This is a genomic window from Methylobacterium currus (assembly GCF_003058325.1).
Classification (GTDB): Bacteria; Pseudomonadota; Alphaproteobacteria; order Rhizobiales; family Beijerinckiaceae; genus Methylobacterium; species Methylobacterium currus.
Window position 1 is genome coordinate 512093 of sequence record NZ_CP028843.1, and the last position, 15407, is coordinate 527499.

Below are 15407 nucleotides of genomic sequence, written 5' to 3' on the forward strand. Positions count from 1 at the left end.
CCTGCGGAATGGCGCATTCGGGCTCCGTTCACGCCTCGCGCACCCCATCGGTCGACAACCTCGCAGCAGCGCCGGTGCGTCTCGGCCCGCTCGTCCGGGTGGAGGTCGGGACAGGGTGGCGCACCGGGCGAGAGGATGGCGAGGTCGCGAGGCCATGCGAGGAGGGTGGTGGAAGGGAAGAAGCCACACGGCCTCATGCCATGCGAACAGCTGGAGAACGTCCGTCGGTGATGTCGTCGGAGACCGGTGTCCCGACGCAGTCCCGACGAGCCCCTTCCGCTGGCATTCCGACCAGCGTTGCGGCTTGCACATGACCCGTCAAATCGCTAGAGAACCAACGGCCTTAGAGCCTGTCGGGGCGTAGCGCAGTCTGGTAGCGCATCTGGTTTGGGACCAGAGGGTCGCTGGTTCGAATCCGGCCGCCCCGACCATCCACCTCCACGGATCAGAGCCTGCGATGTCGACCGCCCGCATCTTCCGCCCTGCCAAGGACCCGACCCAGTCCGGCCTCGCCCGGACCAAGCAGTGGACGCTGGAGTTCGAGCAGACGAGCCCGCGGGAGACCGAGCCGCTGATGGGCTGGACCTCGTCCTCGGACATGCTGCAGCAGGTGCGGCTCGAGTTCGACACCAAGGAGGAGGCGATCGCCTACGCGACACGCGAGGGGATCGCCTACCGGGTCGAGGAGCCGCAGGTGCCCCTGCGCCGCGGCCTCTCCTATTCCGACAACTTCAAGTACAACCGCACCGCGCCCTGGACGCACTGAGGCGGGCGATGCGGCGCCCGCCTCAGAATGCGTAGCGCACGCCGCAATACGGCAGCTCCTCGGCGAGCAGCGCCTCGAACCGGGTGAGCCAGCGGCCCTTCCAGCCGCTGCGGTAACGCAGGTTCTCCATCCCGCCCTCGGACCGCTTGGTCTCCTGGATGTCGGGGCGCCACAGCAGCGCCTCGGCCTTCGGGTGCCAGCGCAGGTTCACGTCGTGCAGCGCGGCGTTGTGGGTAAGGAAGATGATCTCGGCCCTGAGCTGCGCCTTCGCGGCCGGGCCGATCCCGGCATCGAGGGCGCGAAACAGCGCCCGCCAATCGTCCTCCCAGCCCTCGTACAGGATCACCGGCGAGAAGTTGGCGTGGACCTCGTAGCCCGCCGCCACGAAGTCGTCGATCGCCGCGATCCGCTCCGGCATGGGTGAGGTGCGCACGTCGACCACCCGGGCGATGCGCTCGGGCATCAGCGAGAAGCGGATCCGGGTCTTGCCCTCGGGCGCGTAGGCGAGCAGGTCGCGGTTGACGAACTTGGTGGCGAACGACGCCTTGGCGTTCGGGGTGTCGCGGAACAGCGCCACGAGGTCGCGCACGCTGTCGCAGGCCAGGGCATCGACCGAGAGGTCGCCGTTCTCGCCGATGTCGTAGACCCAGAACCGGTCGTCGATCTGGTCGGGGGCGGGGAGGGGGCCCTGCGCGGCGGCGTGGCGCCGGATCGCCCGGCCGATCGCCTCGGTGTTGACGAACAGGGTGATCGGGTTGGCGAAGCCCTTGCGGCGCGGCACGTAGCAATAGGCGCAGGCCATGGCGCAGCCGTTGGAGCTCGACGGCGCGATGAAATGGGCGCTGCGGCCGTTCGGCCGCGAGGTCAGGCCCTTCTTGACGCCGAGCACCAGGGTCGAGCGCTTGATCCGCACCCAGTCCTCGACCGAGCCGGCATTGCCGTGCAGCTCCGGGATGTTCCAGTGCGAGGGCACCGCGATCCGCCGTGCGCCGGGGAAGCGCCCCAGGATCTCCCGGCCGCGGGCGAATGTCTCGATCGCGGGCTCGTGGTAGATCGTGTCGATGGCGAGAAGTCGGGCGGGTGAATGAGACAGAGGACGGGCTCGGCCGAGGGGACGGGCCTCAGGATCTAGGGCGGTCGCGGGGCTCCAGCAGGGGCACGAGCAGGCTCGCCGCCGCGAAGGCGCCGCCGACGGCGCAGAGCGCCGGCCAGCCGCCGGCCGCGAAGGCCCGGGTGCCGGCCGAGGCGCCGAGCGCCCCGCCGGCGAAGATCGCGGTGAAGAACACCGTGTTGATCCGCCCGCGGGCGCCGGGGGCCAGCGCGTAGACCCGGGTCTGGTTGGCGATGAGCGCGGTGTTGATGCCGATATCGATGAGCAGCACCCCGACCGCGAGCGCGACCAGCGAGACCCCGCCGAACAGGCCGAACACCACGAAGGCGGCCAGCGTCAGCGCGGCCCCGCCGATCAGCACCGGCCGCGGGCTGCGCGTGTCGGCGAAACGCCCGGCGACCGGCGCGCAGAGTGCGCCCGCCGCGCCGATCAGCCCGAACAGGCCGGCCCCGGCGGGATCGAGCCCGAAGGGCGGCGCCTCGACGAGGAGCGCCAGGGTGGTCCAGAACGCGTTGAAGGCGGCGAAGAGCAGCGCCTGCGCGAGCGCAGCCCGGCGCAGCACCGGCTGGTGGCGCACCAGGTCGAGGATCGAGCCCATCAGCGCGCCGTACCCGATGCGCGCGGTGGGCGGCGTCCTCGGCAGCCCGAGCCAGGCGAGGCCGGCGAGCGCCACCGAGAGCCCGGCCGCCCCGACGAAGACCGCCCGCCAGCCGAGCCACGCGCCGATGAAGCCGCTCAGGGTCCGGGCGAGCAGGATGCCGAGCAGCAGGCCGGTCATCACCTGGCCGACCATCCGGCCGCGCACCGCGTCGGGCGCCAGCTCGGCGGCGAAGGGCACTGCCTGCTGCGCCGCCGTCGAGAGCACCCCGATCAGGAAGCTCGCCGATACCAGGACGGTCAGGCTGGTGCTCGTCGCCGCCAGGACCAGCACGGCGGCGAGCAGCAGGAGCTGCCCGACGATCAGAGTGCGGCGCGGCAGCGCGTCGCCGAGCGGGACGAGGCCGAGGATGCCGAGCCCGTATCCGGCGAGCGTCGCGGTCGGCACCAGCACCGAGGCGTCGTGGCCGAAGACCTGAACCAGGAGCCCGAGCAGCGGCTGGTTGTAGTAGATGTTGGCGACCGCCCCGCCGGCGATCAGGCTGAGGCTCAGGCGGGTCGCGGCGGAGAGGGGCGGCATGAACGCGTCCTGCGTGAGCGCGGCTTGAAGAGGCCCGTCCGGGACGGGCCCATCTCGGGCGGATGCGGGTCCGACATAGCGGGTTTCCGCGCTGCAGCATGGGGCCTGCCCGCACGGGAGATCCGCCCTGCGGACATGCCGCTTCGTGGGGCGGAGGCGCGATCACACGCCCGTGAGGCACCTTCCGTGAGCGGGGATCATCGCCACATGGTGCATCGGGTAGGCCGGAAATGCCGGCTTGCTTCGGCGTGGAACGCGCCGATATTTTTTTCCGATCGCGGTCGATCGGCTCCCTGACGGGCGAAGCGCGAATCGGGACGACGTACGGAGGCGTTCGTCGTCCCTGGTCCCGGCCGATGGCCGTGGCGCGGTCGCCTCGGGAGCCGGGTTCGTCTCAGGGCCTGTCAGCGGTGATTCATCCCGCCATCGACGCGATCCACCGCCTAGGGAGACGGACGATGTCGCAGTACCGCGTGCTGTTCGCCAAGCAGATCCTCGGGGTCCCGTTCACCGTCGGGACCGTGGAGATCACCCGCGCCCGCGATCCGGAGCGGGCGATGCGCGCCGCTGCCCTGCGCTTCGCGCGCCAGCACGGCGTCGAGGATTGGCGCGAGCGGGCCGACCTGGCCGAGCTCGACGGGGTCGCCGCGCAGGCCTCCTGACCTCGGCACGGCGGACCGCCGCCCATTCACCGTTCGACGCAGCGCCCGATTGCCCCGCGATCGGGCGCTGTCCTATGAGGGTCCGGCGACGACCGGACATCTTGAGGACGCCCCGCCCGATGGCACGCCTGCGCTCCGATTTCTGGGTCGCCGCCCATCTGCGCCGCTGCGCGGTCGAAGGGGTGAGTGCGGTGCAGCGCCGCCGCGGCGCGTCGGAGGCCGGCGCGATCTTCGTCAAGGTCGACCGCCTCGACGGACGCGCCGACCTCTACGGTCCGGCGCCCCAGGCCCTGTTCGAGGGAGCGGAGGAGGGCGTCCGCCGCTTCGAGACCCTGATGCGCGAGGCGCTGCCGCCCGACGTCGAGGCTCGCCTCGCGCGTGAGATCCGGTTCGATTCCGACCTCTGGATCGTCGAGATCGACGACCGGGAGGGGCGGCATTTCCTGGACCTGACGGAGTAGCCCCCTTTGGGCGAGCCTGTCGGGATCGGACGGCCCGCTGTCCGCCGGCGCCGGAACGGGGCATAAGGAAGGGCCACCCGTCACGCGGTGGCATCGGCCCTGCCCGCCTTGCGGGGTCGTCGTCCCCGCACTGCTCCGTCAGGCCCGCACGCTTCCCATGACGTCCTCCGAACCCAACGCCGCCACGCTGTCTGCCATCACGGATCTCCTCGCCGCCCTGGTGGGCTTCGAGACGGTCAGCTCCGCGAGCAACCTGCCCCTCGTCGATCACGTCGAGGCCTATTGCCGCCGCCACGGCGCGGCGGTCGAGCGGGTCGTGGACGCGACGGGGCAGAAGGCGGCCCTGTGGGTCACCGTCGGGCCGCAGGATCGGCCGGGCTACGTGCTGTCGGGCCACAGCGACGTGGTGCCGGTGGAGGGTCAGGACTGGACGCACGATCCGTTCCGGCTGACCGAGACCGACGGGCGCCTCTACGGCCGCGGCACCTCCGACATGAAGGGGTTCCTCGCCGTCTGCCTGGCGCTCCTGCCCGAGATGGCGGCGGCCCCGCTCACCCGCCCGCTGCACCTCGCCATCTCCTACGACGAGGAGATCGGCTGCCTCGGCGTCCGGCCGCTCATCGCCCATCTCCGCGAGCGGGGCGTTCAGCCCCTCGGCTGCTTCGTCGGCGAGCCGACCGGCATGGCGGTGGTGATCGGCCACAAGGGCAAGTACGGCGCGAAGGCCACCTTCCGGGGCAAGGCCTGCCACTCGGCGCTGGCCCCCACGGGGGTCAACGCCATCGAGTACGCGGCCCGCTTCATCGACCGGGTGCGGCTGACCGCCGAGGGCCTCGGCCGCGACGGCGCCCGCGACGACCTCTACGACGTGCCCCACACGACCGGGCTCACCGCCCTGGTCCAGGGCGGCACGGCGCTCAACATCGTGCCGGACCGCTGCACCGTCGGGTTCGAGTTCCGGGCCATCGCCGCCGACGATCCCCGCGCCCTCGCCGAAACGGTGCTGGCGCATGCCCGCGACGTGCTGGTGCCGGAAATGCAGGCGCGCGATCCGGCCTGCGGCCTCACGGTCGAGCCGGTGATCGACTATCCTGGCCTCGACATCGCCCCCGACGCGCCCCTCGTGACCCTGGCCAAGCGCCTCGCTGGCCGCAACGCTCACGCCAAGGTGTCCTTCGGGACCGAGGCCGGCCTGTTCCAGAGCCTCGGCGGCATCCCCTCTGTGGTGATCGGCCCCGGCGACATCGCCCGCGCCCACAAGGCCGACGAGTATGTCGAGACGGCGGAACTCGCGGAATGCGCCGCCTTCCTGCGCCGGCTGATCGCGGAGAGCTGCGCGTAGGACATCCCTCCGCCACACCTCCTCGGTCCCGCTCTTGCGCCGCGCCGCCGGACCTTGGCAGACACGGGCGACGGGCGGCCCGACCTTTTGCAAGGGACTCTTTGCCAAGGAACCCTTCGCAAGGGTCCCTTGCGAAGGGTTCCTTGGCACGGGCGAAGGACCGCCGAACGGGGAGGAGACGGGACATGACGCAGGATCTGGCCGGCAAGGTCGCCTGGGTGACGGGCGCGGGCAGCGGCATCGGCGAGGCGGCGGCTCTGGCCCTTGCGGGGGCGGGTGCCCGGGTGGTGCTGACCGGCCGCCGGGAGGAGCCGCTCCGCGCCTTGGCGGCGCGCATCGCGGAATCCGGGGCCGAGGCCGTGGTCGAGCCCGGCGACGTCACCGATGCGGCCCGCATCGGGGCGATCGTCGAGGGCATCGCGGCGCGGTTCGGCCGGCTCGACGTGCTGGTGAGCAATGCCGGCAGCAACGTGCGCGAGCGGCGCTGGGACGCCCTGTCGCCGGACGGCGCGCAAGAAGTGATCCAGGCCAACCTGTCGAGCGCCTTCTACGCCTCCCTCGCGGTGCTGCCGCTGATGCGTGGCCAAGGCGACGGCGTCCTGATCCACACCGCCTCCTGGGCCGGGCGGTTCGTCAGCCCGGTCAGCGGGCCGGCCTACACGGCGGCCAAGCACGCCGTGGTGGCGATGAGCCACAGCATCAACATGGAGGAATGCGTCAACGGCATCCGCTCGACGGTCCTGTGCCCGGCCGAGGTCGCGACGCCGATCCTCGACAAGCGCCCGGTGCCGGTGACGCCTGAGGACCGGGCCCGCATGCTCCAGCCCGACGACATGGCGGCGCTGATCCTGTTCGTGGCGACGCGCCCGAAGCATGTCTGCCTGAACGAGGTGGTGATCAGCCCGACCTGGAACCGCGGCTACGTGCCGGATGCCCGCCTGGGATCGCGCTTGGGTGCGTGACTTTCGAGGGTGTGACCCTCGGACCCGATCCGGGTCGATGGCTTCGGGAGATCGCCGGGCGGTCGCCCGAAGCCGTGGGCCGGCGCGGATCGCGCTCAGGCGCCCTGCGATGGGGCGGCGCCGGCCGCGTCCGACTCGGCCATCCGCTGCATCTCGTTCCGGTGCAGCCGGCTGAGCAGCATGAGCATGCGGCCCGGCAGGGCCGTATCCTCGGCGGTGAGCGGCGCCGCGCGGCGCCAGAGGGTGGTGTCCCGCAGGACGGGAAGTTCCCGCACGGGAGTCTGAACCGACCCGGCGGAGGCATCCGGCCGACCCTGCTCGCGAACTCGGGTACGCATCGTACGATCCTTCAACGGCCGGCTTCTGGCGACCGGCGCCGCTATGAACGCCGACCCGCCGCGCCGGTTCCGCGGGGTTGAGCGACGATTCCGTCGCGACAGACCGACCGCGTCGCCCTTGCCACACCGGGCGAGGGCGGCGGAGGGCATCGCGCCGCAAGAGAGATGCCGCGCGGGCGTGACGGGGCGGTGACGGCGGCCGGCCCGGATGCTATTGGCGCGGACATGCTCGAAGGCCTGCCGCCCCACCGCCCGACCCACGTGCTGCGTCTCGATACGAACGAGCGCGCGGCCCGCGCCATGACCGACCTGATCGGCGAGGTGTTCGACCCGACCGAGACCGCGGTCGCGGCCTTCGAGGCCGAGGACGGCAAGACCTGGCACCTCGAAGCCTACTTCTCCGAGGAGCCGGACGAGGAGGCGGTGCGCGAGCTGATCCGCCCGATCCTCGGCGACGCCGCCGACGGGGCGACCTTCGCGGCGATCGACCAGCAGGACTGGGTGCGCGCCTCCCTGGAGGGGCTGAAGCCCGTGCGGGCCGGGCGCATCCTGGTCCATGGCTCGCACGACCGCGGGCGGGTGCAGCCGAACGACCTGCCGATCGAGATCGAGGCGGCGCTCGCCTTCGGCACCGGTCACCACGGCACCACGCTCGGCTGTCTCATGGCCCTCGTCGACGAGGTGAAACGGCGCCGGCCCCACCGCATCCTCGATGTCGGCACCGGCACCGGCATCCTGGGCCTGGCCGCCGCGCGCCTCCTGCACAAAACGGTCGTCGCCGGCGACCTCGACCCGGAGGCTGTGGCGACCGCGCGGACCAACGCCGCCTTCAACGGGCTCGCCAACCTGATGGCCTTCTACGAGGCGCCGGGCCTGCGACACCCGCTCGCCCGCCATACCCGCGCCTTCGACCTCGTCTTCGCCAACATCCTGGCCCGGCCGCTGACCCGGCTGGCGCCGAGCCTCGCCCGCGCGGTGGCGACGGACGGCACCCTGGTGCTCTCCGGCCTGATCCCCCGCGACGTGCCGGGCGTGCTCTCGGCCTATGCCGCTCAAGGGTTCCGCCTGCGCCGGCGCCGCCTGATCGAGGGCTGGGCCACCCTGGAGCTGCGCCGCGGCGGCGGCGCCGCCCGCCCGCGCTGAGCCGCGCATCATCGTTCAAGGAACAGCCCCGACGCTGATCGGTTGTCCGAGCACAGCCGCCTACCGGTAGGGAGTATGAGCATCCCGGCCGGCGGACGGTCCGTGCGCGCGGGCTGCCAATCCCGGTCTCCGCGGCACGACGAGCCCCGGAGACCGATCAGCGATGAAGGCCCTCGTCTGGCACGGCACTGCGGACATCCGCTGCGACACGGTTCCCGATCCGACGATCGAGGACGGGCGCGACGCGATCATCAAGGTCACGTCCTGCGCCATCTGCGGCTCCGACCTGCACCTCTACGACCACTTCATGCCGGGCATGAAATCGGGCGACATCATGGGCCACGAGACCATGGGCGAGGTGGTCGAGGTCGGCCGGGACAACACGGCGCTCAAGGTCGGCGACCGGATCGTGGTGCCGTTCACCATCATCTGCGGCCAGTGCGAGCAGTGCAAGCGCGGCAACTTCTCGGTCTGCGAGCGCTCGAACCGCAACAAGAAGCTCGCCGAGGCCGCCTTCGGCCACACCACCGCAGGCCTGTTCGGCTACACCCACCTCACCGGCGGCTATGCCGGCGGTCAGGCCGAGTACCTGCGGGTTCCTTTCGCCGACGCCACCCACATCAAGGTGCCGAAGGGCATCCCCGACGAGAAGCTGCTCTTCCTCTCCGACATCTTCCCGACCGGCTGGCAGGCGGCGGTGCAGTGCGACATCCAGCCGGAGGACAATGTGGCGATCTGGGGCTGCGGCCCGGTCGGCCAGATGGCGATCCGCTCGGCGATCCTGCTCGGCGCCAAGCGCGTCATCGCCATCGATCGGGTGCCGGAGCGCCTGACCATGGCGCGGGCCGGCGGCGCCGAGACGATCGACCTCACCGAGGAGTCGAACGTCGTCGCCAGGCTCAACGACATGACCGACGGCAAGGGGCCGGAGAAATGCATCGATTCGGTCGGGATGGAGGCTCACGCCACCACCTCGCTCGATGCGATCTACGACCGCGCCAAGCAGGCGGTGATGCTGGAGAGCGACCGACCGCACGTGCTGCGCCAGATGATCATGGTCTGCCGCCCGGCCGGCGTGCTGTCGATTCCGGGCGTCTATGGCGGCCTGATCGACAAGATTCCGTTCGGCGCGGCGATGAACAAGGGCCTGACCTTCCGGATGGGCCAGACCCACGTCAACCGCTGGAGCGACGACCTGCTGCGGCGGATCGAGGAGGGGCAGATCGACCCGTCCTTCGTCATCACCCACACGGTGGGTCTGGAGCAGGGGCCGGAAATGTACCGGACGTTCCGGGACAAGCAGGACGGCTGCATCAAGGTGATGATCCGGCCATGACGATCCAGCGATGAGGATCCAACCATGAGTCACTCAGCCATGACACGCACCGTCGATCCCCGCTCCCGCTCCGCGCACGACGCCCTCGCCCGCGGCCTCGGCTGGTTCTCGATCGGCCTCGGCCTCGCCGAGATCCTGGCGCCCCGGGCTTTGTGCCGGGCGCTGGGCCTGGAGGGCCGCGAGGCCCTGATCCAGGCCTACGGCGCCCGCGAGGTCGCCACCGGCGCTGCGATCCTGATGAGCCACGATCCGACGCCGTGGATCTGGGGCCGGGTCGCGGGCGATGCCCTGGACCTCGCCACGCTCGCGACCGGCTTCGAGGGCGACAATCCTCGCGCCGGCACCCTGGCGCTCGCCACCGCGGCAGTGGCCGGCGTGACGCTGGCCGACATCGTCTGCGTCCAGGGCCTCACGGCCGACAAGCGCCCGGCGCCGCGAGGGACCTACGAGTACCACAACCGCAGCGGCTATCCCCGCGGCCTCGCCGCCGCCCATGGCGCCGCCCGCGACTTCGCGGTGCCGCGGGACTTCCGCATCCCCGGCCCGCTGCGCCCCTGGCGCGACGGGCGGCCAGCGGCCTGACGTCATCTCCACTTGATTTGCGCAAGAAAAATAGGGCGCTGGCTCTCCTCTCCGACACGGGAGAGGGGAGGCGCGCCCGCGCTTTGTTCGAGCTGGTCAAGCAAAAACCGTGAGGCACGCAGCGAAAGGACCGCCTCGCGGCGGTCCTCCCGTTCCCGTCAAGGGAGAAACCTCACTCCTTGTCGCCGCGATGGATGCCCTTGTCGCGGTTCTCCTTCAGGCGGCCGTCATCCGAGTGCTGGACGGTGCCCTGGTTCGGGGTATCCGGGTTCTTATGGTTGTGGCGGGTGTTATCGTCAGTATTGTTCGACTGAGATTGCTGCTTCTTGTCCGCCATGTCCGTATCTCCATGATCTGCGGCGCGCCGCGGTGAGTGGTTCGATAACATATGATCCGAATGCGGGTTCCTGTGAGAATTGCACGACTGCGCGGACCGGAGCGCGACATTCCGTCAGGCGCTGTTCGTTGTCGCAGGGCAATGGACAGATCTTGGTGTCGAGCCACGGTCCATGGTCCGCCACGGAACGAGGACGAACCCTGGCGGCGGCTCTGACGCCATCGATCTCATCCGGAGCGAGACCGTTGACGGGGGAAATGGCCATACCTATTAATTATAGCACAAGCTATAATGATGAGCCCTTGCGATGCATCGCGCCCGTTCCCCGCTCCCGTTCCGCGCCGCCAGCCTCGTCCTTGGCTGCCTCGCGGCCGCATCGGCGGTCCCGCCCGTGCAGGCCCAATCCCTGCCCACGGCCGCCGAGAACCTGACGCCCGGCGACCTCGACAGCGAGCATCTGTTCGGCTTCACCGAGGGCAGCGACCTCGGCGTGCCCGGCGAGATGGAGCTGGAATGGGAGACGAGCGGACGGCTCGGCAAGCGCCTCGGCCGCTTCCTCGCGGTCGATAGCGGCCTCGCCCTGAAGATGCCGCTGACGGCCGATCTTCGCCTCGCCCCCGGCGTCACCTTCAACGCCTACGACATCGGCACCCCCGCCCGCACCACGGGCGGTTTCAACGGCGGCTTCCTCGAGTCCCGCCTGCGCCTGCTCGACCGCCGCGCCGCACCGGTCGGCCTCACGCTCAGCATCGTGCCGGCTTACGGCTCCGTCGACGGCGGCTCGGGTGCCCCCGCGCGCAGCGTCGGGACCGATCTCGGCCTCCTGGCCGACCGCGAGCTGATCCCCGGCAGGCTGGTCGCAGCGGTCAATCTGGGCTTCGGCGTCTCCTCGACGCGGCTCGGTGCCTTGGACGAACCGATCCGCGGATCGGGGCTCGAGGCGGCCGGCGCCCTGGCCTATCAGGTCCGGCCCGGCCTCTTCGTCGGGGCCGAGGCCCGCTACGCCCGGACCTACGAGGGCCTGGCCTTCGGCCGTCTCGCCGGGGAGGCGGTCTATCTCGGGCCGACGCTCTACACGACCCTCTCGCCCCAGGCCTGGGCCTCGTTCACCTGGAACGTCCAGGTCGCCGGCCGGGCGTCGGACGAGCCCGGCCCCCTCGACCTGTCGAGCTTCGACCGGCACCAGATGCGTCTCCGGGTCGGCTACAATTTCTGAAGCCCCGTGGATCGAGCGTGTCGCGGCGCGGGCCGCGCGACCGGTTTCGGTTGCCCTTGGGAGAGATTGCCCCTAGCATCGCCGCATGAGCCCGACCCGTCAGACGATGATCGTCCGAGGCCGACGCCGCGTTCGACGCGGTCGGCGTGACGGGGGCGTGTAGCTCCCTGCCAGCTTGAGCGGTCCTCGCGCCGCTCGCTCGGCGACCCACACCAGATCGCGTCCTCCCGAGCCTCGCGGCCATGGGCGCGGCGGGGCGTCACCTGCCCCGTGCGGCGGAGCCCGATCTCTCGGGGCCGGGGCTCAAGGCCGAGCGAACGACCGTGACGATCATCAACCCGCCGACCGTCTGGACCGTGCCGGAGCCGTTCCGCACGATCTATACCCATGCCCGCGCGGCTCAGCCCGGCCGTACCCTGTTCGTCTCCGGCCAGTTCGGCGTCGCCCCGGACGGGCGAATGCACGAGGGCTTCGCCGATCAGCTAGCCCGAGCGATGGACAACGTCGAGGCGACGCTCGCTGCTGCCGGGATGAGGCTGCCGGACGTCGCCAAGGCGACGTTCTTCCTGACCCGTGCCGGCGACCTGCCGATGCTCGGCCAGGTGCGCCGGGCGCGCTGGGCTTCCGAGGCGCCCGCCGCCGTGACCGTCCTCGTCGTGGCGGGCCTGGCGCGTCCGGACGCGCTGGTCGAAGTCGAGGTGACGGCGGTCGCGGCCGATCCGGATGGGCACGTGCCTGACAGGCTGCGGTCCGCCACGAAGGAGGACGTGCCGCGGATCGAGGCGCTGGTGCAGACGGCTTACGCGACATGGGTCCCGATCATCGGGCGGGAGCCCACGCCGATGACCGCCGATTACGCGCTCGCGGTCCGCACGAACCGCTTCGACCTGCTGGAGCGGGACGGTGCGCTCGTCGCCCTGGTCGAGACGATCCCGCGTGCCGATCACCTCTGGATCGAGAACCTCGCGGTCTCTCCCGCCTGTCACGGGCAGGGGCTCGGCCGCCGGATGCTGCGGCACGCCGAGGACATGGCGCGGGCGCTCGGACATATGACGGTCAGGCTGGGCACGAACCAGGCCTTCGCCGGCAACGTCGATTTCTACCGGCGGGCTGGCTTCGTCGTCGAGCGCGAGGAGCCGTTCAGGGGCGGGGTCGGAATCTATCTCTCCAAGACGCTCTGAGCCGGGAGGCGGGCCCGGCATCGCGCCGTGCCCGCCTTCCCGCCCACGCTCTCTCGCCGCCCACGCTCTCTCGCCGCCCACGCTCTCTCGCCGCCCACGCATTCTCGTCCGTGCCGTCACCCCACCCCCGTCGGCCCATCGAGCGTCAGGCGCACTCGCCGCGCCAGCTCCATCCGCCGATAGGGCTTGTTGATGATCTCGAACTCGCTGCCGCCGGCATCGGTGCGCTCGATCGAGGCCTCGGCGTAGCCGGTGGTCAGCAGCACCTTGATCCGCGGCTGGCGCTCGCGGGCCGCGCGGGCGAGGAGCACGCCGTTCATGCCGCCGGGCATGATCAGGTCGGAGAACAGCAGGTCGACCTTGCCGCCGGCGTCGAGGAGGTCCAGCGCCTCCTGGGGGCCATGGGCGACGAGCACCGTGTAGCCGAAATCCTCCAGGATCACCTTGGCGGTGGCGGCGACGTCCGGGCGATCGTCGACCACCAGGATGGTCTCGGTGCCGGTCCGGTCGGTGGCCCGCGGCGCCGGGCGGCGCTCGGTGGCGACCGCCTGGTCGGTGGCCGGGAAGAGCAGGCGCACGGTGGTGCCGTGGCCGAGCTCGGAGGTGATCCGCACCGTGCCGCCGGATTGCTTGGCGAAGCCGTACACCATGGCGAGGCCGAGACCCGTGCCGCGGCCCTCCTCCTTGGTGGTGAAGAACGGCTCCATCACCCGCGCCAGGATCTCCGGCGGCATGCCGAGCCCGGTATCCTGCATGTGCACCACCGCGTAGGGGCCCGGCCGCAGCATCAGCAGCAGGGCCATCTCGTCGTCGATGGTCAGGTTCTCGGTCCGGATCGTCACCGTGCCGCCGCCCGGCATCGCATCGCGGGCGTTGAGCAGCACGTTGAGCAACGCCACCTCGGCCTGGGTCGGGTCGATGCGGCAGTTCCACAGGTCGGGCGCGAGGTCCGTGCGCACCACGACGTGGTCGCCGAGGGTGCGCCCGGTGATCTCGTTCATGCCGCGCACGAGGTTGTTGAGGTTCAGCGCCCGTCCGTCGAGACGCTGCTTGCGGGCGAAGGCGAGGAGCTGGTGGGTGAGCCGGGCGGCCCGGTCGGTCGCGGCGCGGATCGCCGCGCCGGCACCCGTCAGCCGCGTCGCGTCGATCTTCGGATGCTCGGCGAGCGCCAGAACCACGTCGGTATAGCCGCTGATGACCTGGAGCAGGTTATTGAAGTCGTGCGCGATGCCGCCGGTGAGCTGGCCCAGGGCCTCCATCTTCTGTGCCTGGTGCAGGGCCAGCTCGGCGTCGCGGCGGCGCGACACGTCGAGCTGCGAGCCGAAGAAATAGACCAGCTCGCCCTTCTTGTCGTAGACCGGCGAGATGAACAGCGCGTTCCAGAAGGTCGATCCGTCCTTGCGGTAGTTCAGGATCTCGGTGGCGATCTCCTTCCGCTCGGCGATGGCGCGGCGCACCTCCGAGATCGTCTCGCGGTCGGTCTCGGGTCCTTGCAGGAAGCGGCAATTGGTGCCGACCAGCTCCTCCGGCCGGTAGCCGGTCATGCGCAGGAAGGCCTGGTTGGCGAAAACGATCGGGTTGTCCGGCTGGTGCGGGTCGGTCACGATCATCGGCATCCGCGTCGTCTCGACGGCGGCGAAGAAGATGTCCGAATGGGTGTCGTGGACGGCGCGCGGACCGCGCCCGGTGACGGCGGGCCCGAGGCCGCCGAGATCCGGTTTCTCTGCGATGTCCGCCATTCAGGAGCCCCCGTGCCGCCGGCTGAGCCACGCGGCACCGCGGTCCGGTCTCAGTCGCCCGGGATCAGATAGGCGCCGGCGACCGATATCAACCGGCCCCAAAGGATAGTGCACGATTTCCAGAAGCGCGACTATGTCGCGGCCGCATCGCGGAACGCATTGAGCCGGGACGTGACCGGGCAGCGGCCGAACTCGTCTGGCGGCGACGGGTCCGCCTCAACCCTGGATGTCCGCTTCGTCTGCGCTCCGGTCTCGGGATGACCGCTGCTTGGGACCGGCCATCCGGCGCGCGGCCCGCCGTCGGCCAAGGGCGATTTTCGCCGTGACCGCCGGCCCGTCGCGGGGCTATGCAGAGGTGCACGGGGCAACTCTGCTCAGTTCCTGGTTTTTGCATCATTTTTGCCGCCGAACCGGTGACCAGTTCGGCGAATGATGCTTAGGCTCGCGGCACACGTTTCGCTCGTCCACGATTCTTCTCGCCCGAGACACGTTTCGCCCAAGATTCCCCGCACCCAAGAGGTTTCGATGCAGCCCGCCAGCGTCCCGGACGTGACCTTCCATACCCGCGTCAGGAACGAGGCCCTCGGCGGTCCCAACCCGTTCGAGTGGAAGGACCTCACCTCCGCCGAGGTGTTCGGCGGCCGCAACATCGTGCTGTTCGCGCTGCCCGGCGCCTTCACGCCGGCCTGCTCGGACGACCACCTGCCGGGCTACGAGCAGCAGGCCGACGCCTTCGCGTCGCTCGGCATCGATCAGGTGATCTGCCTGTCGGTCAACGACGCCTTCGTGATGTACCAGTGGGCGCGCTCGAAGGGCATCGAGAAGGTGTTCATGCTGCCCGACGGCAATGCCGACTTCACGCGCCAGATGGGCATGCTGGTCAAGCGCGGCCGCCAGGGCATGGGGATGCGCAGCTGGCGCTACTCCATGCATGTCGAGGACGGCACGATCCGGAAGATCTTCGCCGAGCCAGGTTTTCGCGATGACCCGCCCGGGGTCGGCCTGACGGTCTCGGATGCCGGGACGATGCTCGACTACCTGAGGAGCCGGTAGG

General features: G+C 70.7%; 16 protein-coding genes and 1 tRNA gene. 12 read left to right on the forward strand and 5 right to left on the reverse strand.

Features of this window, described 5'->3' with window-relative positions; genetic code table 11:
• The first annotated feature begins 354 nt into the window (after positions 1 to 354).
• Both DA075_RS02375 and DA075_RS02380 read left to right on the forward strand, forming a co-directional pair.
• Positions 355 to 431, forward strand: a tRNA-Pro gene (locus DA075_RS02375).
• Between the two features lie 26 nt (positions 432 to 457).
• On the forward strand, positions 458 to 766 hold the full coding sequence (locus DA075_RS02380) for an ETC complex I subunit (RefSeq protein WP_099951836.1): 309 nt from the start codon (positions 458 to 460) through the stop codon (positions 764 to 766).
• A 22-nt stretch (positions 767 to 788) separates the two neighbouring features.
• On the opposite strand, the gene DA075_RS02385 is transcribed toward DA075_RS02380, so the two are convergent.
• Together DA075_RS02385 and DA075_RS02390 are read right to left on the reverse strand one after the other, a co-directional pair.
• Entirely contained in the window at positions 789 to 1859 is a 1071-nt protein-coding gene (locus DA075_RS02385; RefSeq protein ID WP_099951837.1) for a spore photoproduct lyase family protein, read from the reverse strand.
• A 28-nt stretch (positions 1860 to 1887) separates the two neighbouring features.
• Complete coding sequence (locus tag DA075_RS02390; protein WP_099951838.1) at positions 1888 to 3054, reverse strand: MFS transporter; 1167 nt, start codon at positions 3052 to 3054, stop codon at positions 1888 to 1890.
• 458 nt (positions 3055 to 3512) lie between these two features.
• On the opposite strand from DA075_RS02390, the gene DA075_RS02395 reads away from it, so the two are divergent.
• From DA075_RS02395 to DA075_RS02410, 4 genes are all read left to right on the forward strand, one after another.
• A complete protein-coding gene (locus DA075_RS02395; protein WP_099951839.1) occupies positions 3513 to 3716 on the forward strand; it encodes a hypothetical protein in 204 nt (67 codons plus the stop codon).
• A 119-nt stretch (positions 3717 to 3835) separates the two neighbouring features.
• Positions 3836 to 4177 carry a DUF1491 family protein gene (locus tag DA075_RS02400; RefSeq protein ID WP_099951840.1) on the forward strand — a complete coding sequence of 114 codons (342 nt, stop codon included), beginning with the start codon at positions 3836 to 3838 and terminating at the stop codon, positions 4175 to 4177.
• 157 nt (positions 4178 to 4334) lie between these two features.
• On the forward strand, positions 4335 to 5519 hold the full coding sequence (gene argE / locus DA075_RS02405) for an acetylornithine deacetylase (RefSeq protein WP_099951841.1): 1185 nt from the start codon (positions 4335 to 4337) through the stop codon (positions 5517 to 5519).
• Between the two features lie 185 nt (positions 5520 to 5704).
• Positions 5705 to 6481, forward strand: coding sequence for an SDR family oxidoreductase (locus tag DA075_RS02410; RefSeq protein WP_099951842.1), 777 nt, complete (start codon positions 5705 to 5707; stop codon positions 6479 to 6481).
• A gap of 95 nt (positions 6482 to 6576) precedes the next feature.
• On the opposite strand, the gene DA075_RS02415 is transcribed toward DA075_RS02410, so the two are convergent.
• Complete coding sequence (locus tag DA075_RS02415) at positions 6577 to 6756, reverse strand: hypothetical protein (RefSeq protein ID WP_099951843.1); 180 nt, start codon at positions 6754 to 6756, stop codon at positions 6577 to 6579.
• A 288-nt stretch (positions 6757 to 7044) separates the two neighbouring features.
• Between DA075_RS02415 and DA075_RS02420 the strand changes: the two genes are divergently transcribed.
• The 3 genes from DA075_RS02420 (at position 7045) to DA075_RS02430 (ending at position 9880) form a co-directional block, all read left to right on the forward strand.
• A complete protein-coding gene (locus DA075_RS02420; RefSeq protein ID WP_099951844.1) occupies positions 7045 to 7962 on the forward strand; it encodes a 50S ribosomal protein L11 methyltransferase in 918 nt (305 codons plus the stop codon).
• Between the two features lie 163 nt (positions 7963 to 8125).
• Positions 8126 to 9298: a zinc-dependent alcohol dehydrogenase gene (locus DA075_RS02425; RefSeq protein ID WP_099951845.1), complete on the forward strand. Its 1173-nt coding sequence runs from the start codon at positions 8126 to 8128 to the stop codon at positions 9296 to 9298.
• 39 nt (positions 9299 to 9337) lie between these two features.
• Positions 9338 to 9880, forward strand: a complete 543-nt coding sequence (locus DA075_RS02430; protein ID WP_099951846.1) for a cyclase dehydrase — start codon at positions 9338 to 9340, stop codon at positions 9878 to 9880.
• Between the two features lie 172 nt (positions 9881 to 10052).
• Here the strand turns inward: DA075_RS02430 and DA075_RS36335 are convergent, their stop codons facing one another.
• Positions 10053 to 10217 carry a hypothetical protein gene (locus DA075_RS36335; protein ID WP_164712191.1) on the reverse strand — a complete coding sequence of 55 codons (165 nt, stop codon included), beginning with the start codon at positions 10215 to 10217 and terminating at the stop codon, positions 10053 to 10055.
• Positions 10218 to 10524: 307 nt separating this feature from the next.
• On the opposite strand from DA075_RS36335, the gene DA075_RS02435 reads away from it, so the two are divergent.
• Together DA075_RS02435 and DA075_RS37070 are read left to right on the forward strand one after the other, a co-directional pair.
• Complete coding sequence (locus DA075_RS02435; RefSeq protein ID WP_099951847.1) at positions 10525 to 11433, forward strand: DUF6662 family protein; 909 nt, start codon at positions 10525 to 10527, stop codon at positions 11431 to 11433.
• A gap of 242 nt (positions 11434 to 11675) precedes the next feature.
• Positions 11676 to 12614, forward strand: coding sequence for a GNAT family N-acetyltransferase (locus tag DA075_RS37070; protein WP_099951848.1), 939 nt, complete (start codon positions 11676 to 11678; stop codon positions 12612 to 12614).
• Positions 12615 to 12730: 116 nt separating this feature from the next.
• Here DA075_RS37070 and DA075_RS02445 read toward each other — a convergent pair whose 3' ends face one another.
• Positions 12731 to 14353, reverse strand: coding sequence for a hybrid sensor histidine kinase/response regulator (locus DA075_RS02445; RefSeq protein ID WP_099951849.1), 1623 nt, complete (start codon positions 14351 to 14353; stop codon positions 12731 to 12733).
• A gap of 525 nt (positions 14354 to 14878) precedes the next feature.
• Between DA075_RS02445 and DA075_RS02450 the strand changes: the two genes are divergently transcribed.
• Positions 14879 to 15406 carry a peroxiredoxin gene (locus DA075_RS02450; protein ID WP_099951850.1) on the forward strand — a complete coding sequence of 176 codons (528 nt, stop codon included), beginning with the start codon at positions 14879 to 14881 and terminating at the stop codon, positions 15404 to 15406.
• The last annotated feature ends 1 nt before the right edge of the window (position 15407 follow it).

Excerpts from the sequence above, each read along its gene's own strand:
- DA075_RS02390 (WP_099951838.1), bottom strand. The coding sequence starts at position 3,054 with ATGCCGCCCCTCTCCGCCGCGACCCGCCTGAGCCTCAGCCTGATCGCC.
- DA075_RS02425 (WP_099951845.1), top strand. The coding sequence starts at position 8,126 with ATGAAGGCCCTCGTCTGGCACGGCACTGCGGACATCCGCTGCGACACG.
- DA075_RS02450 (WP_099951850.1), top strand. The coding sequence starts at position 14,879 with ATGCAGCCCGCCAGCGTCCCGGACGTGACCTTCCATACCCGCGTCAGG.
- DA075_RS36335 (WP_164712191.1), bottom strand. The coding sequence starts at position 10,217 with ATGGCGGACAAGAAGCAGCAATCTCAGTCGAACAATACTGACGATAAC.
- DA075_RS02380 (WP_099951836.1), top strand. The coding sequence starts at position 458 with ATGTCGACCGCCCGCATCTTCCGCCCTGCCAAGGACCCGACCCAGTCC.
- DA075_RS02395 (WP_099951839.1), top strand. The coding sequence starts at position 3,513 with ATGTCGCAGTACCGCGTGCTGTTCGCCAAGCAGATCCTCGGGGTCCCG.
- DA075_RS02445 (WP_099951849.1), bottom strand. The coding sequence starts at position 14,353 with ATGGCGGACATCGCAGAGAAACCGGATCTCGGCGGCCTCGGGCCCGCC.
- DA075_RS02420 (WP_099951844.1), top strand. The coding sequence starts at position 7,045 with ATGCTCGAAGGCCTGCCGCCCCACCGCCCGACCCACGTGCTGCGTCTC.
- argE (WP_099951841.1), top strand. The coding sequence starts at position 4,335 with ATGACGTCCTCCGAACCCAACGCCGCCACGCTGTCTGCCATCACGGAT.
- DA075_RS37070 (WP_099951848.1), top strand. The coding sequence starts at position 11,676 with ATGGGCGCGGCGGGGCGTCACCTGCCCCGTGCGGCGGAGCCCGATCTC.
- DA075_RS02435 (WP_099951847.1), top strand. The coding sequence starts at position 10,525 with ATGCATCGCGCCCGTTCCCCGCTCCCGTTCCGCGCCGCCAGCCTCGTC.
- DA075_RS02410 (WP_099951842.1), top strand. The coding sequence starts at position 5,705 with ATGACGCAGGATCTGGCCGGCAAGGTCGCCTGGGTGACGGGCGCGGGC.
- DA075_RS02400 (WP_099951840.1), top strand. The coding sequence starts at position 3,836 with ATGGCACGCCTGCGCTCCGATTTCTGGGTCGCCGCCCATCTGCGCCGC.
- DA075_RS02430 (WP_099951846.1), top strand. The coding sequence starts at position 9,338 with ATGACACGCACCGTCGATCCCCGCTCCCGCTCCGCGCACGACGCCCTC.